Below are 23,429 nucleotides of genomic sequence, written 5' to 3'. Positions count from 1 at the left end.
CGAGGATCTTTCGCATTTAGGGGGCGGCGGATGGCCTTCACCTGGGGTGTGTCGACGGCGGCGTACCAGATCGAGGGTGCCGCCAGCGAGGGTGGGCGCGGGCTGTCCATTTGGGACACGTTCAGCCACGAGCCCGGGCGGATCGCCGACGGCGGCACCGGCGACGTCGCCTGCGACCACTTCCACCGGTACCCCGAGGACGTCGACCTGATGGCCGGGCTCGGCATCGACGCGTACCGCTTCTCGGTGGCCTGGCCGCGGATCCAGCCGGACGGCACCGGCCCGGCCAATCCGGCCGGGGTCGACTTCTACGACCGCCTCGTCGACGCCTTGCTGGCCAAGGGGATCGACCCCGTGGTCACGCTCTTCCACTGGGACCTCCCGCAGGCGCTGGAAGACAAAGGTGGCTGGCTGAGCCGCGACACGGCATTCCGCTTCGCCGACTACGCCGGGCTGGTCGCCGGGGCGCTCGGCGACCGGGTACGGCTCTGGATCACGCTCAACGAGCCGTTCATCCACATGACACTCGGGTACGCGACCGGTGAGCACGCGCCCGGCCAGACCCTCCTCTTCGGCGCGCTGCCGGTGGCCCACCACCAGCTGCTCGGGCACGGTCTCGCGGTGGCGGCGCTGCGCGCCCAGGGCGCCGGCGCGGTGGCCATCACCAACAACTACTCCCCCGTCTGGCCCGCAGGCGAGGGGGACGCGGAGGCGGCAGCGGCCTACCACGCCTTGCACAACCGCCTCTTCACCGACCCGCTCTTCGGGCGGGGCTATCCGGAGCTGGGCCTGGACCCGGCGGTCGTGCACGACGGCGACCTCGACACGATCGCCGCTCCGCTCGACGCGCTCGGCGTCAACTACTACAACCCGACCGGGATCCGGGCACCGTCCACTCCGGACAGCCCGCTGCCGTTCGAGTTCGCGCCCGTCGAGGGCTACCCGACGACGGCGTTCGGCTGGCCGGTGGTCCCGGACGGGCTGCGCCAGCTCCTCGTGTGGCTCAAGGAGGAGTACGGCGAGGCGCTCCCGCCGATCCACATCACCGAGAGCGGCTGCGCGTACGACGGGATCGACGACCCGGAGCGGGTGTCCTATCTGGACGGCCACATCGGAGCGATGCGCGCCGCCATGGCGTCCGGTGTGGACGTACGCGGCTACTTCGTCTGGTCCCTTCTGGACAACTTCGAGTGGGCCGAGGGGTACACGAAGCGCTTCGGCCTGGTGCACGTCGACTACGACACGCAGGTGCGCACGCCGAAGACGTCGTACGCCTGGTACCGGGACCTCGTCAGAGCCTCCCGATGACCGCCGGGGTCGCGCCGCTGCCCGCCGCGCTCGCCGAGCCGACCGTACCGGTGCGGCGCGGCTGGATCGCGCTCATCTTCAGCGCCAACCTCGGCGTGTGGATGGCGTTCTTCACGCCGATCCAGGTGCTCCTGCCCAACCAGGTGGAGCTGATCGACCCGGCCAACAAGGAGGCCATGTTTGGCTGGGTGACCGCGCTCGGCGCGCTCGCGGCGGTGATCGCCAACCCGCTCGCCGGCGCGCTCTCGGACCGTACGTCGCCGCGGATCGGCACCCGGGAGTACGGCCGGCGGCACGTCTGGACACTCTCCAGTGCGCTCCTCGGCGCCGCGTCGCTGGCGCTCCTCGGCCAGCAGCGCTCGATCGCCGGCGTCGCGGTCTGCTGGGTGGCCGCCCAGGTCTGCTTCAACGCCGCGCTCGCGACGCTCACCGCGGCCATCCCCGACCGGGTACCGGTGGCGCAGCGCGGCGGCGTCTCCGGCTGGGTGGGCATCCCGCAGTCGCTCGGCCTGGTCCTGGGCGCGGTGCTGGTGACCGCGATCTTCACCGAGAACAAGGCGGGGTACTACGCGGTGGCGGTGGCCGTGCTGATCCTGGCGCTGCCGTTCGCCCTGCTCACCCCGGACGACCCGCTCCCCCGCGCGCACCGGCCGCGCGTGCCGCTGCTCTCCGGCATCTGGATCGACCCGCGCCGGCACCCGGACTTCGCGTGGGCCTGGGGCACCCGCTTCCTGGTACAGGTCGGCAACGCGCTCGGCACGCTCTACCTGCTCTACTTCCTGCAGGACGGGGTGAACTACCCCGATCCCGAGGGCGGCCTGCTCGTGCTGATCCTGATCTACACGGCGGGCATGATGGCCACCGCGGTCGTGGCCGGCCGGCTCTCCGACCGTTCCGGCCGGCGCAAGGTCTTCGTGATCTGGTCCGGCGTGATCATGGCGGTGGCCGCGGTCCTGCTCGCGGTCTGGCCGCTGTGGGCGATGGCCATCGTGGCGGCGGTGCTGCTCGGCGCCGGCTACGGCGTCTACCTGGCCGTCGACGCGGCGCTGATCACGCAGGTGCTCCCCCGGGCCACCGACCGGGGCAAGGACCTGGGCGTCATCAACATCGCCAACTCGGCGCCGCAGGTGCTCGGCCCGGCCATGTCCGCGCCGATCGTGGTGCACCTGGGCGGCTACCCCACCCTGTACGCGCTCACCGCCGTCGTCACCCTCCTCGGCAGCGTCTTCGTGGTGCGGATACGCTCGGTGCCGTGACCGTACGCGTGCGCTTCGCCCCGTCTCCCACCGGTATGTTCCACGTCGGCGGTGCCCGTTCGGCGCTGCAAAACTGGATCTACGCGAAGCAGCACAGCGGCGCCTTCGTCCTGCGGATCGAAGACACCGACGCCGCCCGCAACCGGCCGGAGTGGACCGAGGGCATCCTCAACGCGCTCGACTGGATCGGCATCGCACGCGGCACCTACGAGGGTCCGTACTTCCAGTCCGCCAACGCGGGTGAGCACCGCGCCGCCGCCGAAAAGCTGTACGCGGCCGGCCGGGCGTACTACTGCGACTGCACCCGCGAGGACGTGCAGGCCCGCACCGGCTCGCAGTACCAGGGATATGACGGCTTCTGCCGCGACCGCGGCCTGACCGCCGGCCCCGGCCGGGCGCTGCGCTTCCGCACCCCGGACGAGGGTCTGACCGTCGTGGTCGACCTCATCCGCGGCGAGCCCACCTGGGAAAACAAGCTGCTGGAAGACTTCGTGATCGCCCGCGGTGACGGTTCGCCGGTGTTCCTGCTGGCCAACGTCGTCGACGACATGACCCAGGGCATCACGCACGTGATCCGCGCCGAGGAGCACCTGCCCAACACGCCGAAGCAGCAGCTGCTCTGGGACGCGCTGGGCGTGAAGCCGCCGATCTGGGCGCACGTGCCGGTGGTCGTCAACGAAAAGCGGCAGAAGCTCTCCAAGCGGCGCGACAAGGTGGCGCTGGAGGCGTACCGCGACGAGGGCTACCTCGCCGACACCATGCGCAACTACCTGATGCTGCTCGGCTGGGCCCCCAGCGGCAACCGGGAGATCGTGCCGTGGTCGGTGATCGAGGAGGAGTTTCGCCTCGAGGAGGTCAACCCGTCGCCCGCGTTCTTCGACGAGAAGAAGCTGCGCGCCTTCAACGGCGAGTACATCCGGGCGCTTGACGCCGCCGCCTTTTCGGCCGCCTGCCAGCCCTGGCTCACCGGCACCGAGACGATCCCGCCGCCGCCGTGGCGCCCGGAAGACTTCGACCCGGCCGCCTTCGCCGCGGTGGCGCCGCTGGCCCAGACTCGGATCGCGGTACTGAGCGAGATCGTGCCGAACGTCGACTTCCTGTTCGTACCCTCCCCCGAGATCGACGAGGCATCCTGGTCGAAGGCGATGAAGGACGGCGCCGCCGACCTCCTGGACGCGGCCGCCGCCGCCTTCGGCGCCCTGCCGTCGTGGGACGCCGAGTCGCTGAAGGGGGCGCTGGAGGCGGTGGGCGCCGCCCGCGACCTGAAGCTCGGCAAGGCCCAGGCCCCGGTGCGGGTGGCGGTCACCGGCCGCAGCGTGGGGCTGCCACTCTTCGAGTCGCTGGTGGTGCTGGGCAAGGAGCGCACACTGGCCCGGATCGAGGCCGCCCGCGCCCGCCTGATCTGACCCCGGGACAAGAAAGTCCCGGCCCACAAGAGCGGGATCTGACCCCGGGACAAGAAAGTCCCGGCCCACAAGAGCGGGATCGGGCGCTCGACGCGGACAAGGACGGCGGACCTCCACGACCGCCGTCGACGGGTACTCGCGGCTGAGCCGGCTCCCGGCGGCGGGGCGCCGGAAGGGTGCGATCGTGTCGAGCCCCGGACACCACGATCGGCGGCGGCCGGTTACGATTCGGCGGCCGAACGATTGGGCATGTTGTCATCGGCGGCGACGATCGCAGATAGTTCGAAAAACCTGGGCTGCGCATGCAACCGGGCGTGGCATGGCGGAGTCTTTGGTTTAAAGCGGATCGTCGGCCGCGCCACGGGGCGGGACCATCCATCGGGGCGGGAGGTCGGTCATGGTCGCAGGGGTGAGCCGCCGATGGTTCATGAGCGGCGCCGTGTTGGTCGCCGTCGCCGCTCCGCTGCTCGCCCCGTCGCCCGCCCTCGCCGCGCCGGCCAAGCCTGACACGATCACGATCGACGGCGCCGAGCTGGCAAAAGCCATCACGGTCCACGCCAAGAGCAGCCCGGAGCTCTTCGAGGCGGTGCTGAGCCAGGTCAACTGGTTGGCCAGCACCAAGGGCCAGACCAGCTCGCCCAAGGCGGAAAACCTCGGCCCCAAGTTCACGGTCGTCGTGCACGTCGGCGAGCAGGCCAAGCAGACCTACGACCTCTACCCGCTCGCCGCCGGCGGCCCCCGCGCCTACCGGCCGGCCAAGCAGCCCGACAAGCGCAAGACCACCAACGCGTGGTTCTACGGGCGGCTCAACATGTCCGAGACCCTGCGCGCGGCCGGCGTGCCGCTGCCGGAAAAGCCGGAGACGCTGCACGGCGGCATCGGCGGCGGCGAGCGCGTCTTCGACGAAAACACGCTCAACCCCGGCCGCGACCTCGACAAGCTGCTGGCCGACCTGCGCGAGGTGCTGCTGCTCAACGGCGCGGTGGTCGTCGTCATCACGCTGGGACTCGCCGGCATCTCACTGCTGGTGCGCCGCCGCACCCGCTGACGCGGCGGCCAAACCCCAGAGACAAAGAGGCATCGAGCTACCGCGATGTCCGTCGCGGTCCGGACCGTTGCTCCCGCGGCCTCACCCTCCGCGCCTGGTCGCGGCCACCCCGCCGGCAGGGGCGCTCCAGACCATCGGGATCGCGCCGGAGCCAGGGGCCCGCCCGACGCGGACCCCGCGCGGCGCCGCTGGATGCGCGCGCGGGAAGCTCTCGAGCTGCCCCGTTTGTGCGTGCAGCCCGACCGCTCCGCGCACACGCCGCACCCGGCGGACCCGGCGCTGCGCTACACGTTTCCCCGGGGACCCCGCGCATGCGATCGGTCTTTCGCGGCCGACTCGACGAGGTGGATCAGGTCGCGCAGGTCGGCCTCGAACTCGGCGTCCCAGTCGACCTCGCCGCCCAGCCACCGGGACAGGCGGTCGTGCGCGGGCAGCGCGTGCGGCGCGGGGGCGGCCTCGGCACCGCTCCGGCCGGCCGCGAAGCGACCGTTGACCTCGGACGTCGCGTAGCCGAGCACGAACGTGGAGAGCATCCGCTCCAGGCGGGGCACCTCCGGCTCGGGCACGCCGGCGTCGAGCAGCGCGGCGTAGATCAGGTCGACCACGCGTAAGGCGTCCGGCGCGGCGGAGGGGCGGGCCATCAGCAGGGGGTACGCCCCGGGGTGGGCGCTAGCCAGGGCCCGGGCGGCTCGGGCGACGGCCCGCAGCCGCTCGCGCCAGCCGGCGGTGGCGGTGTCCTGGGCCGGGAGCAGGTCGGCCAGCAGCCGGCCCACCAGGCCGTCGAGCAGGTCGTCCTTCGTGCCGACGTACGGGTACAGCGCCATCGAGGTCAGCCCCATCCGCCGGGCGACAGCGCGCATCGAGATCGCCCCGAGGCCGTGCTCGTCGGCCAGGGCTAGCGCTTCGTCCAGAATCTGCTGTTTTGCCCGCACTCTTACAGCCTAGTGAAGCCCCTCAGCACCACCGGTCCGGTGGACGTTCGCGGCGGGTCGCGCGGGCCCGCGGCCGGACCGCGCCATGCCGATGGGCGCCCGCCCACCCGGGATGGCTGGACCGGCACACCGCCGGGCCGCGCCGCTCGGGTACGAGCGTCCGCCCCTCGTCCGGCGACAGCTCGCCAACCGGAGCGTCTGACGCCTCCATCGGGGCGCCAGACGCAACGCCTGCCGCACCGGGAGCGACCTGCGGCACCGCCTCCTCGACAGGCTGCGGACCGGCCCCGCAGACCCACCGAAGGTGCCTGCTGGGCACGCCGTGCTCGCCCAGCAGGTAGTGCTGCTCGCTCTCGGCGCTGCCGTGCTCGGCCTCCCCGTGCGCCATATTTCGTTCTCCTCACCGGCGGGACAACCGCCCTGTACCAGGCACCCCCGGTGCCTACTACATCACTCCTTGGCCCGTGCGGGAAATAACGTGGCCCACAATGGAAAAGCGATCAACCAGATGACGAGTGCCCCGGTGAGCCGACCAATCCACGCAAACAACTCTTCGGTCCGACTCGAGTCGCCGACCAGGAGGATGCCACCCGCCAGCAGGCCACACGCGACCGACCAGCCGGCCAGGCCCTTGAACCACTCCCGCCACTCGTACCGGGCGCGCTCCCATCCGCCTTTCGGCGGCTTCCACGGCGGCGGTCCGCCGGCGAAGCGGTGGGCGAACCGTTGGTCCGCCCACCGCACCATAGAGTGTCCGAACGCGATGGAGAATCCGATGTACGCGGCGGCGAGGCCGTGGGTGAAGTTCGCCTCCGCGCCACGCCGCAGGTCGATCATCGTCGCGACCAGCAGCACCACGTCGACGAGGGGCACACAAAGCAGGAGTACGCCACCGAGGCGGCGCATCCGCAGCAGGTACCGCGCGACGAGGCCGGCGCCCAGGATCACCCAGAACCCGATCTCGCACGCGGCGATGACCGCGAGAACCATGCCTTCAGCCTCGCCGCGCGGCCGGCTCCGGGCCTCGGCGGCGGTGAGGGGATCCGGATACATCCTTCGACGGATCCCGCGCCCCCGCCGGCTCGTCGTCCGGTCGGAGGCCCGGCACCGATACGTGTGATGTGATCGAAACGTGTCCAGGGCACTGCGGCGGGACCTGACCCTGGCGGGCCTCTCGCTCGCCGGTGGCCTCGCCATGCTCGCGCTCGGCGTCGCGCACACGATCCAGCCGTGGCCGTCGCGGCTGCCGATCGCGTTCTTCGTACCGCCGCTCGTGCTCGCCTGCGTCGCGCTCGCCCTGCGCCGCGTCGCCACCCGCGCCGGCCTCGCCCTCGGCACGGTCGCGCTCGTCCCCGACCTCGCGATGGGCGCCTCGCTCGGCACCCTGCTGGTCTACACGCAGATCCTCTACGACACCTGCCTGTACGGCTCGGCCCGGATGTGGCGGATCCTGCTGCGGGTCGGCATCGGGGTGAGCGCGGCCTGCGCGATCGCCGGGCCGATCCTCGCCGGTTCGTGGCGCGGCCTGCAGCTGGCCATCCCCGCGGTACTGATCCTGGTCCTGCCGGTGGTGACCGCGATCAGCGTGCGGCAGTACCGGGACCAGGCCGCCGCCGAGCGGGCCCGCGCCGAGCAGACCGCCCGCCTCGTCGAGCTCGACCGCCGGCAGGCCGTCACCGCCGAGCGCACCCGGATGGCCCGCGAACTGCACGACGTGATCGCCAACCACCTCAGCGCGGCGGCCATCCACGCGACCGCCGCCCTGTCCGTGCGCGAGCGCGACCCGGACGCCGTCGAGCAGGCGCTGAAGGTGATCCGGGAGAACAGCGTGCAGGGGCTGGCCGAGATGCGCCAGATGATCGAGCTGCTCCGCGAAGACGCCGGCGACGACGAGCCCACCCGGGTACGGCTGGCCGAGCTCGACCAGCTCGTCGCGCAGGCGCGCGGCGCCGGGCTCACGGTACGGCTGGAGACCAGCGGCGAGCCGCGCCCGCTGCCGGTCGGGGTGGATCTCGCGGCGTACCGGATCGTGCAGGAGTCGCTGACCAACGCGCTCAAGCACGGGACCGGCCGGGCGGACGTGGCGGTCGCGTACGGCGCCGGGATCGTCTCGCTCACCGTCGAAAACCCGATCAACGGCGCGGCGGCCGTACCCGGTGCGGGTGCCGGACTGATCGGCATGCGCGAACGGGCGGCGCTGCTGCACGGCCGCTTCGACGCGGGCGGCGACGGCACCCGCTGGCGGGTGCACGCGGAGCTGCCGACATGAGCGTGCGCGTCGTCATCGCCGACGACCAGGACGCGGTCCGCGCCGGCCTGGCCATGATCCTGAACGGCGCGCCGGACGTCGAGGTGGTCGGCCAGGCCGCCGACGGCGCCGAGGCGCTCGCCCTCTGCCGCCGCCTCCACCCGGACGTGGCCGTGCTCGACGTGCGCATGCCCCGCCTGGACGGCATCTCCGCCACCCGCGAGATCGTCGCCGAGGGGCTGGCGGACGTGCTGGTGCTGACCACGTTCGACCTCGACGAGTACGTCTTCGGTGCCCTCCGCGCCGGCGCCGCCGGCTTCCTGCTCAAGGACACCGACGCGGACGGCCTGGTCGCCGCCGTGCGCACGGTCGCCCGCGGCGACGGCATCATCGCCCCGGCCGTGACCCGGCGGCTGATCGCCGCGTTCGCCGCCACCGCGCCCGGCGCCCCGGCCGCCCTGCGCGCGGCCGTGGAGGGCCTGACACCGCGCGAACGGGATGTGCTCGCCTGCCTGGGACAGGGCCTGTCCAACCTGGAGATCGCCGGCCGCCTGGAGATGGCCGAGTCGACCACCAAGACACACGTCAGCCGCATTCTCACCAAACTGGGGCTTCGCAGCCGAGTCCAGGCCGCCATTCTCGCCCAGGACCTAAACCTATCGATCAAGGGATTTGATGGATGATCGGCCCATGTCCCCCAATGGACTGAACTGAAATCTTCCCGGCATGCAGACATTCCCCGGGGAGACCCGAGTTGACAGCCGCCCGTGTGCACGCTATAAAGGACTCAATGTTCCCCGCCATCTTGGCCTCGGCCTGGATTGGCGGGGATTGTTCTTTGCCGACGGAGCGGTCCCGTGACGGATCGCCTGATGCTCTTCGTGGATTACCAAAACGTCTACCGAGGCGCGCGAGACTGCTTCCATCCTGAAACAGGCGTCCCCAACGTCGCCGGACAGATCACGCCTGTTCTGATCGGCGAGCACATCGTCGAGAGAGACGCGTTCGCCCGAGAGCTCTCCGGCGTTCGGATCTACCGTGGCCTGCCTGACGCCACCCGTGACAGCCGGGGAAACGCCGCTTGCACCCGGCAGATCGAGGACTGGTCCGCTGATCCGCGAGTCGCTGTGATCACCCGACCGCTCCGCTACCCACGAGGATGGCCAGACCGAGCCCAACCTGGCGAAAAACCGCAGGAGAAAGGCGTAGACGTCGCGTTGGCGGTCGACTTCGTGCGGCTGGCATTAGAGGACCAATATGACGTCGGCGTGCTGATGTCGACAGACACGGACCTCAAGCCCGCCCTTGAGACCGTGGCAAAGTTCACCGACAAACGGGTAGAGGTCGCCGCTTGGAGTGGCCATCGCCGGCACAGCAAACGGCTCTCCATTGATGATGTGCGGCTCTGGTGTCATTGGCTCGACCAGAAGAATTACGACGAGGTTTGCGACACGACCGACTATTCGCGGCCATGACGGGCGGTGGCGGCTCTCGCGGCCAGCGGGACCACCGTCAGGGCGAGCAGCCACCCGCCCAGCACGTCCGTCGGCCAGTGGGCCAGCAGCAGCACCCGCGTCGCGCCGATGAAAAGGGCGACCGCCGCCGCTCCCGCCACCACCAGCGTCCGACCCCGTCGGGCCAGGCGTGGCCACAGGAGCAGCACGGCGACCAGCGCGGCCGCGGCGGCGTGCGAGGTGTGGCCGCTGGGAAAGCCGTTGCTGTCCACGAAGACGAAGCCGTCTGGCGGGCGCGGCCGGTGCAGTGCCCAGTGCATGAGGCCCCACAGCGCCGGCACGAGCACGGTGACCCAGGCGCACAGGTACGCCTCGCGGCGGTGGCGGCGCAGCAGGAAAGCAGCCATCGCGACCACGCCGGCGGCCACGTAGGAGAGCGTCGCGGCGACGTCGGTGGCGACGCGGAGCACGTCGACCAGGTCCGGGTGGTCCACGCCGTACTCCCGCAGGTCTTCGCTCAGCGCCGTGTCCAGCCGCTCGACCGGGGACCAGTCGCCGACCACGACGGCCATCAGCGCGAGAAACGCGGCCAGCGCCACGAGCGGCACGACCAGCGGAGGGCGGGCGATCATCCCGGCCATAGTGGCATGGACCCGGGCATGACAGGCTGGTGTCGTGCCACCGGGCAGCGATGACGGCGCAGCGCTGAGCGAGACCGTACGGCGGATCGAGCGATCGGCCGGCGCCCTGGCGACCGCGAGCGTGTCCCGGATGGACGAGACGCTCCCCTGGTTCCGCGAGCTTCCGGCCGACCAGCGGGCCTGGGTCATGCTGGTCGCCCAGGCGGGCGTGCGCTCCCTGGTCGAGTGGCTGCGCCGGGACGGGCGCCGGCCCGGGCAGGATCTGGCCGACGAGATCTTCGACGCGGCGCCCACCGCACTGGCCCGCTCGATCTCGTTGCAGCAGACGGTGGCCCTGGTCAAGGTGACCATCGACGTGGCCGAGGAGCAGGTGCCGCACCTCGCCGTACCCGGTGAAGAGGCCGCCCTCCGCGAAGCCGTGCTGCGCTTCTCGCGCGAGGTGGCGTTTTCGGCCGCGCGGGTCTACGCCCGGGCGGCGGAGTCGCGCGGCGCCTGGGACGCGCGGCTGCAGGCCCTGCTGGTCGACGCGCTGCTGCGCGGCGACTCCTCGGACGTGCTGGCCAGCCGGGCGGCGGCGCTGGGCTGGGCGGACGCCCCGCCGGTGGCGGTCGCGGTCGGGCGCTCGCCGGGGGGTGAGGCGGCCGCGGTGCTGCACACGGTGTACCGGGCGGCGCGGCGGATCGGTGTGGAGATCATCGGCGGCGTGCACGGCGACCGGCTGGTGCTCGTGCTCGGCGGGGCGAGCGATCCGCTGGACGCCACCGCCAAGTTGCTGGCCGGCTTCGGCGCCGGCCCGGTCGTGGTCGGACCGGTCGTGGCCACGCTCGACGAGGCGACCGAGTCGGCCCGGGCCGCGCTGGCCGGCTTCCGCGCGGCGCCCGGGTGGCCGGACGCCCCGCGCCCCGTCGCCGCGCGCGACCTGCTCCCCGAGCGCGCCCTGGCCGGCGACGTCGAGGCCCGGCGGCGGCTGCGGCAGGACGTGTACGGCGGCCTGGTGCGGGCCAGCGGCGAGCTGCTGGAGACCCTCGACGCCTTCTTCGCGGCGGGCGGGGTTTTGGAGGGCGCGGCCCGGGCACTCTTCGTCCACCCGAACACCGTGCGTTACCGGCTCCGCCGGGTCGCCGACGTCACCGGCCTGTCGCCGTTGACCCCGCGGGACGCGTTCGCGCTGCGTGTGGCGCTCACGATCGGGCGGCTCGACCCGCAAGCGCCTGTGACACCGGCCATAACCTGAACGAACCTTTGGGTGTAACCTGCGATCTTTGTAGGGTCTCCACAAAGTCTGTAGTGCGGTTTGGTGCATGCCAGCACCCACCTGACCCGCCAGTATCAAGGAAAGTCTTAGTCGTGCTCGCCGTACTCTCGCCCGGACAGGGCTCCCAGAAGCCCGGATTCCTGACCCCATGGCTGGAGCTGCCCGGCGCCGAGGCGCGCCTGCGGTGGTGGTCCGCGCTCGCGGGCGTCGATCTCGTGCACCTGGGCACCGACGCCGACGCCGACGCGATCAGGGACACCGCGCGCACCCAGCCGCTCCTGGTCGCCGCCGCCCTCCTCACGGCCGAGCAGCTCCCGATGTACGACGTGGCCGTGGTCGCCGGCCACAGCGTCGGCGAGCTGGGCGCGGCCGCGCTGGGCGGGGTGCTCTCGCCGGAGGCGGCGATCACGCTGGCCGGCGTGCGCGGGCGCGAGATGGCCGCCGCCTGCGCGCTGGAGCCGACCAGCATGGCCGCCCTGCTCGGCGGGGAGGCCGAGGAGGTCGTCGCCGCGATCGAGGCGTACGGGCTGTACCCGGCCAACCGCAACGGCGCCGGTCAGATCGTCGCCGCCGGCGCGGTCGACAAGCTGGAAAAGCTGGCCGCCGACCGCCCGGGCGGGGCCCGGGTCCGGACGCTGCAGGTGGCCGGGGCGTTCCACACGCCCTACATGGCGCCGGCCGAGAAGGCGCTCGCCACCGTGGCCGCCGGCATCACGCCCGCCGACCCGAGCAAGATCGTACTGTCCAACCTGGACGGTGCCGCCGTCAACCACGGCCGCGAGCTGCTGCAGCGGCTGGTCCGCCAGGTCACCGCACCGGTGCGGTGGGACCTGTGCATGCGTACTCTCGCCGACCTCGGCGTCACCGCGGTGATCGAGCTCGCCCCGGCCGGCACGCTCGCCGGGCTGGTCAAGCGGGAGCTCGCCGCCACCGGCGTACCCGAGATCGTCACCCTCAACACCCCCGACGACCTGCCCAAGGCGCGCGACCTGATCGCCCGCCACGGCGCCGCGCCCGACCACGAGCCGACCCCCCAGTTTCGGGTCGTGGTCGCGGCGAACGCCGGCACCTTCGAGCCCGCCGCCGGCCTCGCCGAGGGCGACGACATCTCCGCCGGCCAGGTGATCGGCCACGTCGCCACCCGCCAGGGTCCGGTCGAGGTCGCCGCCCACGACGGTGGCGTACTGACGGAGTGGCTCGCGCACCACGACGACCCGGTCGCCCCGGGCCAGCCCCTCGCCCGCATCGGAGGACATCTCTAATGGCCGGTTCGCGCATCCTTTCGATGGGTCACTACCAGCCTTCCCGCCTCGTCACCAACGACGACCTCGCCGCCATCGTCGACACCAACGACGAGTGGATCCGGGACCGGGTGGGCATCGTGACCCGCCGGATCGCGGAGGGCGAGACGGTCGCCGACATGGCCGCGTCCGCCGCGGGTAAGGCGCTGGCCGCGTCCGGGCTCACCGCCGCCGACATCGACATGGTCGTGGTGGCCACCTGCTCCTCGATCGACCGCTGCCCCAACGTAGCCAGCCGGGTCGCCAGCAAGCTCGGCATCGCCGCCCCCGCGGCCATGGACGTCAACACCGCCTGCTCCGGCTTCTCGTACGCGCTCAGCACCGCCGACCACGCGATCCGGGCCGGTGCCGCGCACAACGCGATCGTGATCGGCGCGGAGAAGCTCTCCGACATCACCGACTGGAGCGACCGTTCCACCTGCGTGCTCTTCGGCGACGCGGCCGGCGCGGCCGTGGTGACGGCGGCGCCCGACGGCGAGGAGCCGGGCATCGGGCCGGTCGTGTGGGGCTCGGCGCCGGAAAAGGGCGACGTGCTCAAGATCGAGGGCTGGCAGCCGTACATCCAGCAGGAGGGCCAGACGGTCTTTCGCTGGGCCACCACGATGCTCGCGCCGCTCGCGCGCCAGGCCTGCGAGCGGGCCGGCGTCGCGCTGGAAGACCTGGCGGCCTTCGTGCCGCACCAGGCCAACGCCCGGATCATCGACGGTATCGTCAAGCGCCTCGGCATCCCCAACGCCGTGATCGCGAAGGACATCGTCGAGTCCGGCAACACCTCGGCGGCCAGTGTGCCGCTGGCCCTCTCCAAGCTGGTCGAGCGGCGCGAGGTGCCTTCGGGCGCCCCGGTGCTGCTCTTCGGCTTCGGCGGCGGCCTCACCTACGCCGGGCAGGTCATCCGCTGCCCGTGAGCGCGCCGCCGCCCGCGGACCCCGCCAAGCGGCGCGAGCGAAGCGGCGGCGGCAAGGCGCCACAGTTCCAGACGATCCGATTGCATCCAGACGATCCCATTGCACGAGAGGAAACAATCCCCATGACCCGTGACGAGATCATCGCCGGCCTCGCCGAGATCCTCGAAGAGGTGGCCGGGGTGAACCCGGACGACGTGGCCGAGGAGAAGTCGTTCACCGACGAGCTCGACGTGGACTCGCTCTCGATGGTCGAGGTCGTGGTCGCGGCCGAGGAGAAGTTCGGGGTCAAGATCCCCGACAACGAGGTACAGAACCTGAAGACCGTGGGTGACGCGGTCTCCTACATCGAGAGCAACGCCTGACCATGCCACACACAGACGTCGTCGTCACCGGGCTCGGCGCGACCACCCCGTTGGGCGGGGACGTCGCGTCCACCTGGGACGCAATGCTCGCCGGCCGCTCCGGGGTGGGTCCGCTCACCCAGGAGTGGGCGCAAAACCTCCCGGTACGGATCGCGGCGCAGCTCGCCGTCGAGCCGTCCGAGAAGATCGAGCGGGTCAAGCTGCGCCGGCTCGACCGGTCCGAGGCGGTCGCCCTGATCGCCGCGCACGAGGCGTGGGCCGACGCCGGCCTCGCCGACTCCGGGCTGGATACCGAGCGGCTCGCGGTCAGCGTCGGCACCGGTATCGGCGGTGCGATGACGCTGCTCGCCCAGGACGACATCCTGGAGGCCTCCGGCCCGCGCAAGGTGTCGCCGCACACCGTGCCGATGCTGATGCCCAACGGCCCGGCCGCCTGGGTCGGCCTGGAGCTCGGCGCAAAGGCCGGGGTGCACTCGGTCGCCAGCGCCTGCGCCACCGGCGCCGAGGCGATCGCGCAGGGGCTCGACATCATCCGCTCCGGCCGCGCCGACGTGGTCGTGGCCGGCGGCACCGAGGCGGTCGTACACCCGCTGCCGATCGCCGGGTTCGCCTCCATGCGCGCTATGTCGGTGCGCAACGACGAGCCCGAGCGGGCCTCCCGCCCGTGGGACAAGGGGCGCGACGGCTTCGTCCTCGGCGAGGGCGCCGGCGTCGTCGTCCTGGAGCGGGCCGAGCACGCCAAGGCTCGCGGCGCCCGGGTGTACGCGCGCCTCGCCGGCACCGGCATCACCTCGGACGGGTTCGACATCGTGCAGCCCGACCCGGAGGGCCGCGGCTTCGTCCGGGCCGTCCGCAAGGCGCTCGCCGAGGCCGACCTGGCCGGCTCGGACGTGGTACACGTCAACGCGCACGCCACCTCGACGCCCACCGGTGACATGGTCGAGGTCGCCGGCCTGCGCGCCGCGATCGGCGACCACGTGGTGCTGACCTCCACCAAGTCGATGACCGGCCACCTGCTGGGCGCGGCCGGCGCGGTGGAGACGATCGCCACGATCCTGGCCATCCGCGACGGGGTCATCCCGCCCACGGTCAACCTCGACGACCCCGAAGACGGCCTGCTCGACGTGGCCGCGCACAAGGCCCGGCACGTCGACGTGCCGGTCGCGCTGAACAACTCGTTCGGCTTCGGCGGGCACAACGTCGCGCTGCTGTTCACCCGCCCTTAAAGGGAGGCCCGTCGTGACCACCACCACGTCCGCCGTCGCCGATTCGTCCACTGTGGACCATCGCGACCCCGAGGTACGGCTGCGTGCCCTCTTCGACGCCGGCTCGCTGCGGCTGATGATGTCGCGCGACGACTCCGGCGTCCTGTGGGCCCGCGGCGAGATCGAGGGCACACCCGCCATCGCGTACGCCAGCGACGGCACCAGGATGGGTGGCGCGATGGGCGCCGAGGGCTGCCGCCACATCGTCGACGCGATCGACGAGGCCGTCCGCGAGCGGGTGCCGGTACTCGGCCTGTGGCACTCCGGCGGCGCCCGGCTCGCCGAGGGCGTGGTCGCGCTCGACGCGGTCGGCCAGGTCTTCGCCGCGATGGTGCGGGCCTCCGGGCGGGTGCCGCAGATCTCCGTGGTGCTCGGTCCGGCGGCGGGCGGCGCGGCGTACGGCCCGGCGCTCACCGACATCGTCGTGATGGCCGGCGCCGGCCGGATCTTCGTCACCGGCCCGGAGGTGGTCCGCTCGGTCACCGGCGAGCAGGTCGACATGGAGCGGCTGGGCGGCCCCGAGCCGCACGGCCGGCGTTCCGGCGTGGTGCACGTGACCACCAAGGACGACGAGTCGGCGCTGGCCGAGGCGCGCAAGCTGGCCCACCTGCTGGGTCGCCAGGGCCGCCTCAGCCCGGCGGACGTGCCGGTCGGCGACGTCGACGGGCACGACATGGCCGCCGCGATGCCGGCCGAGGCAAACCGCGCGTACGACGTCAAGCCGGTGGTCAAGGCGCTGCTCGACGGCGAGGCGGTGGAGCTGCACGCCCGCTGGGCGCCCAACATCGTGACGACGCTGGGCCGCTTCGCCGGCCGTACCGTCGGGGTCATCGCCAACAACCCGCTGCGCCTGGGCGGCTGCCTCGACTCGGCCAGCGCCGAGAAGGCGGCCCGCTTCGTGCGGATGTGCGACGCGCTCGGGGTACCGCTGGTCGTGCTGGTCGACGTGCCCGGCTACCTGCCCGGCCTGGGCCAGGAGTGGGACGGCGTGGTGCGGCGCGGCGCCAAGCTGCTGCACGCCTTCGCCGAGGCGGTGGTGCCGCGGGTGACGCTGGTGACCCGCAAGGCCTACGGCGGCGCGTACATCGCGATGAACTCCCGCTCCCTCGGGGCGACCGCGGTCTTCGCCTGGCCCAACGCGGAGCTCGCGGTCATGGGCGCCTCCGCGGCGGTCAACATCCTGCACCGCAAGAAGCTCGCCGCCGCCCCGATCGAGGAGCGCGAGGCGCTGCGCACCCAGCTCGTCGAGGAGCAGACCCGCGTGGCCGGCGGCGTCGGGCGAGCGCTGGAGATCGGCGTGGTCGATGACGTCATCAAGCCGGACGAGACGCGACGCCGCATCGCCGAGGCGCTCGCCGGCGCACCCGCCGCCCGCGGCGCCCACGGCAACATCCCCCTCTAGCGCCGCACTCCCCACGGCTGTGATCAAAGCTCCCCTCAAGTCGTTAGAACGACTTGAGGGGAGCTTTGATCACAGCCCATCACCCCGACTCGGTACGGCGGTGGGCGCGGAGCATCAGGGAGACGCCGGGGAGCGACTTGACCGGCAGGTACCGCTCGGCGGCGATGATCGCGGTCAGCCCGAGGTTGACCACGGCCGGCAGGTCGTCGAGGTCGCTGCCGGTGGACTTGCGGCGGCGCCAGGCTGCGATCGGGCGGAGCAGGACGTTCCAGCTCCACATCTCGTCGATGACCAGCCCGGCCTTCTCCACGACGGCGGCCAGCGACTCCCGGGTGTACCGCCGCACGTGGCCGACCGCGACGTCGTGGGCGGACCAGAGCCGCATGTCGCAGGGTACGGCGATCAGCGCGCTGCCACCCGGCCGCAGGGTGCGGTGGATCTCGCCGGCCGCGGCGTGGTCCTCGTCGATGTGCTCCAGCACGTCGAACGCGACGACCAGGTCCAGGCTCGCGTTCGGCAGCGGCAGCGCGCGGGCGTCGGCCCGGATCACGTCGAGCCCCCGCTCGGCGGCCACCTCGGCCCCCTCCGGGCCGTACTCCAGCGCGACCGGCGACCATCCTCGGCGCTTGAGCACCCGCGTGTTGCCGCCGCCGGCCGCCCCGATGTCCAGAGCCCAGCGGCCACCGCCTGCACCAGGCGCCCCAAAGACACCACGAGCGCCGAAACCGCCGCCGGAAGGGGCAGCGACACGGGCGACCGGAGCGACCGGACGAGGGAGGCGGCGCAACGCCCGGTCGAGCAGCACGCGGCGCTCCCGGTACCACCAGTGGGTGTCCTCGAGCGCGGCCAGCTTGCGGATCTCGGTCGCCTCCACCCCGTACACCCTAGGTGGTGCCGGCATGCGACCTGATCACCGCCCACCGGGCACGGGCCCCACAGCCTCATGGCGCGGGCAACGAGTACACGGCCATCCGGGAGTTTTCGAAGCGCAGCGGTGCCAGGGCGGCCAGGTCGGGCGACTCCAGCCGCACGTCGCGGTCGACCACCAGCCAGCGGACGCCCCGCGCGCGCAGAGCTCGCAGCACGTCGGGGGTCGGCTCGTAGAACGCCGCGTCGTTGGCGGCCAGCAGCGCCGGCTCCCAGAACGGTACCCATGGCCCCTGCGGCTGCCCGACCACCCGCGGCGCGAACGCCCAGCCCTCGACCAGCACCGACCGCTCGGTGTACGCGCTCAGCCAGAACGACCGCGCGTCACACAGCCCGGCCTTCTCGGGGAGGAGGCAGTGCGCGTTGGTGGCGACCACGTCGTCCGGGTGGCTGTGGTCGTGCACCCAGCGGGCGGCCTCGATCCGCGAGGCGGGCAGGGCGGTCACCGCGTACGCGCCGCCGTTCGGGTAGCGGTGTGCGGCCTCGGCGTCCATGACCAGCCCCGGTGCGCCGGCGACGAGTACGGCCGTCAGCAGCACCGGAGCGAACCGCCCGCGCCACAGCAGCCCGAGGATCGCGAGCCCCAGCGCCAGCCCGAGCGCCCAGAACAGCAGCGGGAGCAGCGGCTCGTACAGCGGCTGCCAGGTGACCTGGGCCGGGCCGCCGATCAGCTGCACCGCGCAGAGCAGCGCCCCGAACCCGATCGCGAAGCCGACCCGCACGCCGACAGCCCTCCTGTCGCGGGGGGGGGGGGGGGGGGGGGGGGGGGGGGGGGGGGGCCGGCGCCCCCCCCCCCCCCCCCCCCCCCCCCCCCCCCCCCGCCCCCCCGAACCCGATCGCGAAGCCGACCCGCACGCCGACAGCCCTCCTGTCGCGGGCGGTCTCGTCGCGCGAGCGCGACGAGACCACCCGCTCCGGAAAGGAAACGACCGCCCAGCCCCACGCGGAGAGGATCACCCCGAACGCGAACGAGGCCCGCAGGAAGTACTGGTTGCTGCTGCCCGGGTGCGCGGTCGCCAGGTAGAGCACGGGCCCCACGGCCGCCCCGGCGAGCAGGAAGACCTGCTCCGGCAGCAGCCGAAGCCGCTGCCGCCACAGCAGCGCGACGATCCCGGCGAGCCGGAGCTGCATGTTGAGCAGGAACGCGACCACGGCGAGGATCCAGGTGGGCGCGGACGAGACGTACGGTGCGAGGCCGGAGAACGGGCGCACGGTCACGCCGTGGCTCTCGAACGCGAACAGGACCGCGGTCGCGAACACCTGCGCCGCCACCGCCAGCCCCAGCGCGCCGAGCACCGCCCAGGGCAGCCGCCGCCGGCTCACGAGCAGTACCAGCGCGGTGATCCCGAGCGCGCCGGCGGCCACCGGGATCGAGCTCGCCTTCGCCCCGGTCGAGCCGGCGAGCAGGAGCCCGGCGAGCACCCACGTGCCGCGCGAGGCCTCGCCCCGGACGATCGAGGCGAGCACGCCGATCAGCGGCAGGAGTAGCACCCAGCTGTACGTCATCGACGGGCTGCCCCACACGATGAACGTCGCCTGCGTGCCGAAGAGCTGCCGGATCCCGTTCTCGTAGCCGAACTCGCCGATCGTAAACATCAGCACCGCGGCGCCCACACCCACGTACGGCCGGCGGCTGACCCGCCGCCCCACCACGGCGACCAGCACGATCGCGAGCGCGCAGAGCGCGGGCACCGCGAGGCGGAGGAAGACGGTCGGCAGGTCGACGCCGCTGACCAGCGACGCCGCCCCCATGTGCGCGAACCCGAACCAGTGGTAGTGCAGCGGCTCCCCGGCCACCTGCGGCACGTCGAGCGGCGCCTGGTGCTTGGCCGCGCCGGCGATCGACATCTGGAACGACAGGTCGAGGTACTGCGCCTGCCCCTCGGTGGTGGGCAGGATCGGGTTACGGCGCAGGAAGGAGTCCCACAGGTAGGCCGTGAAGCCGGCGATCACGCCGGTCACCGCCCACGCCCAGCCCGCCGGCACCGGCGTGTGGCCGCGCACCATCCAGTGCCGCCGCAGCGCCGGCACCGCGAGGAAGGGCACGACCACCGCGGCCGGCCACACCCACAGCCACCGTTCGGCGCCGGCCGACACGAAGACGAACCAGGCCGCCAGCTCCAGGACCAGCCCGACCGCCGCGCCCATCGCCAGCTCTTCGACCAGCGTGTGCGGCCCGCGGCGCAGCGCCCGGTAGACCAGCGTGCCGGGCAGCACCACCGCCAGCGCCGCATACGCGGCGTAGCGCGCCACGTCCAGGACCGGCGTCCCGGTCGAGAGCAGGGCGGCGGCCACCACCGCGAGGGCCACCGCCGCCGGGCTCCATCTCCGCGCCATCTCTGGTACCCGCGCCGGCCGTCCCGCCTCTTCGGCGCTCCCCGCCGAGCGGCTCGCCGTAGCGGTCACTCGAGGCTGTCCACCATGGACACCTGTGCCGGCGCCGGTGCGGTGGCCCGGGTGTCGTCGGCGATGTAATAGGCCGGTCGCGCTTGCACGGCCGTGTAGATGCGGGCGACGTACTCGCCGAGGAGGCCGAGGCAGAGCAGCTGGACGGCGCCGAGGAAGAGGATCGCCAGGTAGAGGGAGGGCCAGCCGGAGACGGTGGCACCGAGCAGGTACGCGACGATGGTGACCGCGACGAGCAGCCCGCAGACCGCGACCCCGGCCAGCCCGAGCCAGGTGGCCACGCGCAGCGGCGCGGCGGAGAAGCTGGTGATGCTGTCGGCGGCGAGCGCCACCATCCGGGACAGGGGGTATTTGGTGTGCCCGGCCGCCCGCTTTTCCCGCTCGAAGGTCACCTCGCCGCTGGGAAAGCCGAGCCAGGGCACCACGAGCCGGAGCACCGGGGTGCGCTCGGGCAGTTCGCGGAGGGCTTCGACGGCGGCGCGGCTGAGCAGGCGAAAGTCGCCGGCATGGGCGGGCACGTGGTTGCCGACGATGCGCCGCATCAGCCGGTAGTAGACGCTGGCGGTCCAGCGCTTGAACGCGGTGTCAGTGCTGCGGTCGGCCCGGACCCCGTACACGATGTCCAGGTTTTGGTCCTGGGCGAGCCGCAACATGGCGGCGATGGTCTCGGGCGGGTCTTGCAGGTCGGCGTCGATGCTGACCACGTAGTCGCCGCGGGCGCGCATGAGCCCGGCCAGCAGGGCCGGCTGGTGGCCGCTGTTGCGGCGCAGCCGGATCACCCGCAGCTGCGGCCACTCCCGGCGGGCGGCGAGCAGCGCGGCCGGGGTGTTGTCGGTGCTGCCGTCATCGACGGCCACCACTTCGTACGGCTCGCCGAGCGCGTCGAGGACCCCGCGCAACCGGGCCACGAGCAGCGGTAACACCGACTGCTCGTTGTATATCGGCACGACGACTGACAATGCCGGCTCGGAGGCGACCACGCCCGCACGCTATCAGGATGACCTGTGCGCGGTCGGTAGCCATCGACGGCTCAGACCATGGGGTGACGGTGTCACCCCATGATCGAGCCCCGGCAACGCCTCAGTCGATGACCGAAAGGTGTACGTGGTTCGTGTGTAGCTCGCTGGGTCCGCAGCAGCCGCTGTACGACTTCCAGCCGCTGCTCGGCAGCCAGATCTGGCGGAACCAGATCACGTACAGCACGCCCAGCCGGCTCGCGTTGTTGACGAAGAACCTGGCCAGGTTGTTGCCATACGTCTTCGCCGCACCGCTGGCCGTACTGCCGAAGATGTCGTCCTTGTCGACGGCGAAGTCGCAGGCCTTGCCTTCCGGATGCTCACCGGACGAGCCGTCGCGGTAGCAGGAGACGAAGATGCCGAAGCCCGCCGCCTTGGCCTGCTTGTACGCGTGGGACGTACGTGGCGTGATACACCCGTTGCCCGACGTCGGGTCGGGGCGGATCGTGCAGCCGGAGCCTCCGCTGAAGCGTGCCGCCACCGCGGTGGCGCCGCTGCCGACGGGCGGGCCGCTCGCGTTCTCGCCGCCGCCGGCCTCCTTCAGCGCGGTCTCCGCCTGCTTCTTGCGGGCCGCCATGACCTGCACCTGCTTCTGCTGCTCGCGGATCTCGTTGTCGATCGCGAGCTTGGCGCGGGTCGCCTGGTCCTTGGTGTCGAGCAGGTCACGGAGCTTCTTGTCTTCGGTGGCCGCCACCGCGTCGAGTGCCGCGGCCCGGTCGACGAAGCCCTCCGGGGAGGAGCTGTTGAGCAGCGCGGAGACCGGGCCGAGCCGGCCGCGCTGGTACGCGACGTTGGCCACCTCGCCGATCACCGCGGTCTTGACCACCAGGTCGCGCTCCAACTGGGCCAGCTGGCTGGTCAGCTCCTGCTGGCGCTTCTTGGACGCGTTCAGCGTGTTTTGCGCCGCGAGAAAGCCCTTGGTGGCCGCGTCGAGCTGTTTGCGCAGGGTGGCGGTGCCGCCCTCGTCGTCGGTGGGTGCGGCGGCCGCCGGCTCCGCGGGTAAGCCGATCAGCGCGAACGCCGCGGCGAGCAGCACCACGACAAGGCTGACCCGGCTGCGGGCATGAGCCATCAACCATCCTTCCAGTCAGCCGCCTACCGAGTTAGCTGACGGGTTCGGGACGGAAGTACCCCTACCGCTGTCGCGGATTCACCCCAGTGGATCGGTGGTTCCCCGGCTCGCCCGAGGGCGACTCGGCGGCGGTCAACACCGGCGCCGGGGGGCGCCACCGGGCGTCGACCGGAGCCGAGAATAGCGGCTTTCCATCGATGTGCCCACTGTTGCACTGATCGTGACGAATCAAGTACGCCCTGCTCAGGGCCACTTTCACCAGCCGGCGGGATGGCAGTCGCCGGCCCGCGGCTCCACCTGGAGGGTCGCGTGCCCGATGTCGAAGTCGTCGTGCAGCGCCTCGCGGGCGGCCACCAGCACCGGCCCCACCTGTGCGGACTCGTCCAGCGTGAGGTGTGCCGAGGCGACCTCCATGCCCGAGGTCAGCGTCCACACGTGCAGGTCGTGCACGTCGCAGACGCCGGGAACGGCCGCCAGCCGCCGCTGCACCGCGGTCACGTCGAGGTGCTCGGGCGCGGCCTGGACCAGGATGCGCACGGCAGCGCGGGCCAGCCGCCAGGTGCGCGGCAGGATGAACAGGCCGACCGCGACCGCGATGATCGGATCCGCGTACGCCCAGCCGGTCAGCCCGATCACGGCCGCGGCGACGATCACGCCGACCGAGCCGAGCAGGTCGCCGAGGACCTCCAGGTAGGCGCCGCGCACGTTGAGGCTCTCCCGCGCGCCGGAGCGGAGCAGCCCGAACGCGACGAGGTTGGCGACCAGGCCGGCGACGGCGACCACCAGCATCGGGCCGGCGGGCACGTCGGGCGGGTCGCCAAACCGGCGGACGGCCTCGACCAGCACGTAGATCGTCACGCCGAAGAGCAGGACCGCGTTGGCGAGGGCGGCGAGGACCTCCAGCCGGTACAGCCCGAAGGTGCGCTGCGGGTCACTGGCCGCCCGGGAGGCGGCGTAGATCGCGGCGAGCGCCATCCCGATGCCGAGCACGTCGGTGAACATGTGGCCGGCGTCGGAGAGCAGCGCCAGCGAGCCGGTGAGCAGCGCGGCCACGGCCTCGACCAGCATGAAGACGGCGAGCAGGACGAACGCGCCCCACAGCCGCGCGCGGTGGCGCTCCCCCGCGCGCACAGCGGTGGCGCCGTGATCGTGTTCCGCACCCATCGGCCCAGGATACATGCTGACATTGCTATGTATGCAAACCTGAGACTGGCATTCAATGTCG

23 protein-coding genes and 1 riboswitch are annotated in these 23,429 nt (G+C 72.4%); of the genes, 13 read left to right on the top strand and 10 right to left on the bottom strand.

All coding sequences use genetic code 11. The features are described from left to right. Positions 1 to 30 precede the first annotated feature (30 nt). The 4 genes from RB614_RS01360 to RB614_RS01345 all read left to right on the top strand — a co-directional run bounded on the left by RB614_RS01360 (position 31) and on the right by RB614_RS01345 (position 5,018). Positions 31 to 1,308 carry a GH1 family beta-glucosidase gene (locus tag RB614_RS01360; protein WP_308710436.1) on the top strand — a complete coding sequence of 426 codons (1,278 nt, stop codon included), beginning with the start codon at positions 31 to 33 and terminating at the stop codon, positions 1,306 to 1,308. Further along, positions 1,305 to 2,564 carry an MFS transporter gene (locus tag RB614_RS01355; protein ID WP_308710435.1) on the top strand — a complete coding sequence of 420 codons (1,260 nt, stop codon included), beginning with the start codon at positions 1,305 to 1,307 and terminating at the stop codon, positions 2,562 to 2,564. Before RB614_RS01360 ends, RB614_RS01355 begins: the two co-directional genes overlap by 4 nt. After that, positions 2,561 to 3,970 carry a glutamate--tRNA ligase gene (gltX, locus tag RB614_RS01350; protein ID WP_308710434.1) on the top strand — a complete coding sequence of 470 codons (1,410 nt, stop codon included), beginning with the start codon at positions 2,561 to 2,563 and terminating at the stop codon, positions 3,968 to 3,970. The genes RB614_RS01355 and gltX overlap by 4 nt, the downstream gene beginning before the upstream one ends. 409 nt (positions 3,971 to 4,379) lie before the next feature. Further along, positions 4,380 to 5,018, top strand: a complete 639-nt coding sequence (locus RB614_RS01345) for a hypothetical protein (RefSeq protein ID WP_308710433.1) — start codon at positions 4,380 to 4,382, stop codon at positions 5,016 to 5,018. Between the two features lie 284 nt (positions 5,019 to 5,302). Here RB614_RS01345 and RB614_RS01340 read toward each other — a convergent pair whose 3' ends face one another. The 3 genes from RB614_RS01340 to RB614_RS01330 form a co-directional block, all read right to left on the bottom strand. Then, on the bottom strand, positions 5,303 to 5,950 hold the full coding sequence (locus tag RB614_RS01340; RefSeq protein WP_308710432.1) for a TetR/AcrR family transcriptional regulator: 648 nt from the start codon (positions 5,948 to 5,950) through the stop codon (positions 5,303 to 5,305). Between the two features lie 22 nt (positions 5,951 to 5,972). Continuing rightward, entirely contained in the window at positions 5,973 to 6,338 is a 366-nt protein-coding gene (locus RB614_RS01335; protein WP_308710431.1) for a hypothetical protein, read from the bottom strand. 62 nt (positions 6,339 to 6,400) lie between these two features. Then, positions 6,401 to 6,940: a hypothetical protein gene (locus tag RB614_RS01330; RefSeq protein WP_308710430.1), complete on the bottom strand. Its 540-nt coding sequence runs from the start codon at positions 6,938 to 6,940 to the stop codon at positions 6,401 to 6,403. Between the two features lie 142 nt (positions 6,941 to 7,082). Between RB614_RS01330 and RB614_RS01325 the strand changes: the two genes are divergently transcribed. From RB614_RS01325 to RB614_RS01315, 3 genes are all read left to right on the top strand, one after another. Continuing rightward, entirely contained in the window at positions 7,083 to 8,219 is a 1,137-nt protein-coding gene (locus RB614_RS01325) for a sensor histidine kinase (RefSeq protein WP_308710429.1), read from the top strand. Beyond that, on the top strand, positions 8,216 to 8,881 hold the full coding sequence (locus RB614_RS01320; protein ID WP_308710428.1) for a response regulator: 666 nt from the start codon (positions 8,216 to 8,218) through the stop codon (positions 8,879 to 8,881). The genes RB614_RS01325 and RB614_RS01320 overlap by 4 nt, the downstream gene beginning before the upstream one ends. A 174-nt stretch (positions 8,882 to 9,055) precedes the next feature. Continuing rightward, entirely contained in the window at positions 9,056 to 9,673 is a 618-nt protein-coding gene (locus tag RB614_RS01315; RefSeq protein ID WP_308710427.1) for an NYN domain-containing protein, read from the top strand. Here the strand turns inward: RB614_RS01315 and RB614_RS01310 are convergent. Further along, positions 9,658 to 10,284, bottom strand: coding sequence for a phosphatase PAP2 family protein (locus tag RB614_RS01310; protein WP_308710426.1), 627 nt, complete (start codon positions 10,282 to 10,284; stop codon positions 9,658 to 9,660). The genes RB614_RS01315 and RB614_RS01310 overlap by 16 nt on opposite strands. A gap of 43 nt (positions 10,285 to 10,327) precedes the next feature. Between RB614_RS01310 and RB614_RS01305 the strand changes: the two genes are divergently transcribed. The 6 genes from RB614_RS01305 to RB614_RS01280 all read left to right on the top strand — a co-directional run bounded on the left by RB614_RS01305 (position 10,328) and on the right by RB614_RS01280 (position 16,783). After that, the gene (locus RB614_RS01305; protein WP_308710425.1) at positions 10,328 to 11,527 is read left to right on the top strand and encodes a PucR family transcriptional regulator; all 1,200 of its coding nucleotides are present in this window, start codon (positions 10,328 to 10,330) and stop codon (positions 11,525 to 11,527) included. A 113-nt stretch (positions 11,528 to 11,640) separates the two neighbouring features. Further along, positions 11,641 to 12,810 carry an acyltransferase domain-containing protein gene (locus tag RB614_RS01300; RefSeq protein ID WP_308710424.1) on the top strand — a complete coding sequence of 390 codons (1,170 nt, stop codon included), beginning with the start codon at positions 11,641 to 11,643 and terminating at the stop codon, positions 12,808 to 12,810. Further along, entirely contained in the window at positions 12,810 to 13,754 is a 945-nt protein-coding gene (locus RB614_RS01295; RefSeq protein ID WP_308710422.1) for a beta-ketoacyl-ACP synthase III, read from the top strand. Before RB614_RS01300 ends, RB614_RS01295 begins: the two co-directional genes overlap by 1 nt. Positions 13,755 to 13,876: 122 nt before the next feature. Beyond that, positions 13,877 to 14,116 carry an acyl carrier protein gene (locus RB614_RS01290; protein ID WP_173038887.1) on the top strand — a complete coding sequence of 80 codons (240 nt, stop codon included), beginning with the start codon at positions 13,877 to 13,879 and terminating at the stop codon, positions 14,114 to 14,116. A 2-nt stretch (positions 14,117 to 14,118) separates the two neighbouring features. Next, positions 14,119 to 15,342, top strand: a complete 1,224-nt coding sequence (gene fabF / locus RB614_RS01285) for a beta-ketoacyl-ACP synthase II (RefSeq protein ID WP_308710421.1) — start codon at positions 14,119 to 14,121, stop codon at positions 15,340 to 15,342. Positions 15,343 to 15,394: 52 nt separating this feature from the next. Continuing rightward, positions 15,395 to 16,783 carry an acyl-CoA carboxylase subunit beta gene (locus tag RB614_RS01280; protein ID WP_428982896.1) on the top strand — a complete coding sequence of 463 codons (1,389 nt, stop codon included), beginning with the start codon at positions 15,395 to 15,397 and terminating at the stop codon, positions 16,781 to 16,783. A 79-nt stretch (positions 16,784 to 16,862) separates the two neighbouring features. Here RB614_RS01280 and RB614_RS01275 read toward each other — a convergent pair whose 3' ends face one another. The 6 genes from RB614_RS01275 to RB614_RS01250 all read right to left on the bottom strand — a co-directional run bounded on the left by RB614_RS01275 (position 16,863) and on the right by RB614_RS01250 (position 23,368). Then, positions 16,863 to 17,657: a class I SAM-dependent methyltransferase gene (locus tag RB614_RS01275; RefSeq protein ID WP_308710419.1), complete on the bottom strand. Its 795-nt coding sequence runs from the start codon at positions 17,655 to 17,657 to the stop codon at positions 16,863 to 16,865. 67 nt (positions 17,658 to 17,724) lie between these two features. After that, entirely contained in the window at positions 17,725 to 18,087 is a 363-nt protein-coding gene (locus RB614_RS01270; RefSeq protein WP_308710418.1) for a hypothetical protein, read from the bottom strand. Beyond that, the gene (locus tag RB614_RS01265; protein ID WP_308710417.1) at positions 18,035 to 20,047 is read right to left on the bottom strand and encodes a hypothetical protein; all 2,013 of its coding nucleotides are present in this window, start codon (positions 20,045 to 20,047) and stop codon (positions 18,035 to 18,037) included. Before RB614_RS01265 ends, RB614_RS01270 begins: the two co-directional genes overlap by 53 nt. 65 nt (positions 20,048 to 20,112) lie before the next feature. Continuing rightward, on the bottom strand, positions 20,113 to 21,096 hold the full coding sequence (locus tag RB614_RS01260) for a glycosyltransferase family 2 protein (protein ID WP_308710416.1): 984 nt from the start codon (positions 21,094 to 21,096) through the stop codon (positions 20,113 to 20,115). A 100-nt stretch (positions 21,097 to 21,196) separates the two neighbouring features. Beyond that, a complete protein-coding gene (locus tag RB614_RS01255; protein ID WP_308710415.1) occupies positions 21,197 to 22,204 on the bottom strand; it encodes a coiled-coil domain-containing protein in 1,008 nt (335 codons plus the stop codon). A gap of 4 nt (positions 22,205 to 22,208) precedes the next feature. Further along, positions 22,209 to 22,342: riboswitch (cyclic di-AMP (ydaO/yuaA leader) on the bottom strand. A 117-nt stretch (positions 22,343 to 22,459) separates the two neighbouring features. After that, positions 22,460 to 23,368 carry a cation diffusion facilitator family transporter gene (locus RB614_RS01250; protein WP_308710414.1) on the bottom strand — a complete coding sequence of 303 codons (909 nt, stop codon included), beginning with the start codon at positions 23,366 to 23,368 and terminating at the stop codon, positions 22,460 to 22,462. Positions 23,369 to 23,429 lie beyond the last annotated feature (61 nt).

The sequence above is a fragment of the Phytohabitans maris genome (assembly GCF_031085175.1).
GTDB lineage: Bacteria > Actinomycetota > Actinomycetes > Mycobacteriales > Micromonosporaceae > Phytohabitans > Phytohabitans maris.
The sequence above is the reverse complement of the archived record's forward strand: the minus strand, read 5'-3'. Positions and strand labels throughout refer to the sequence as shown.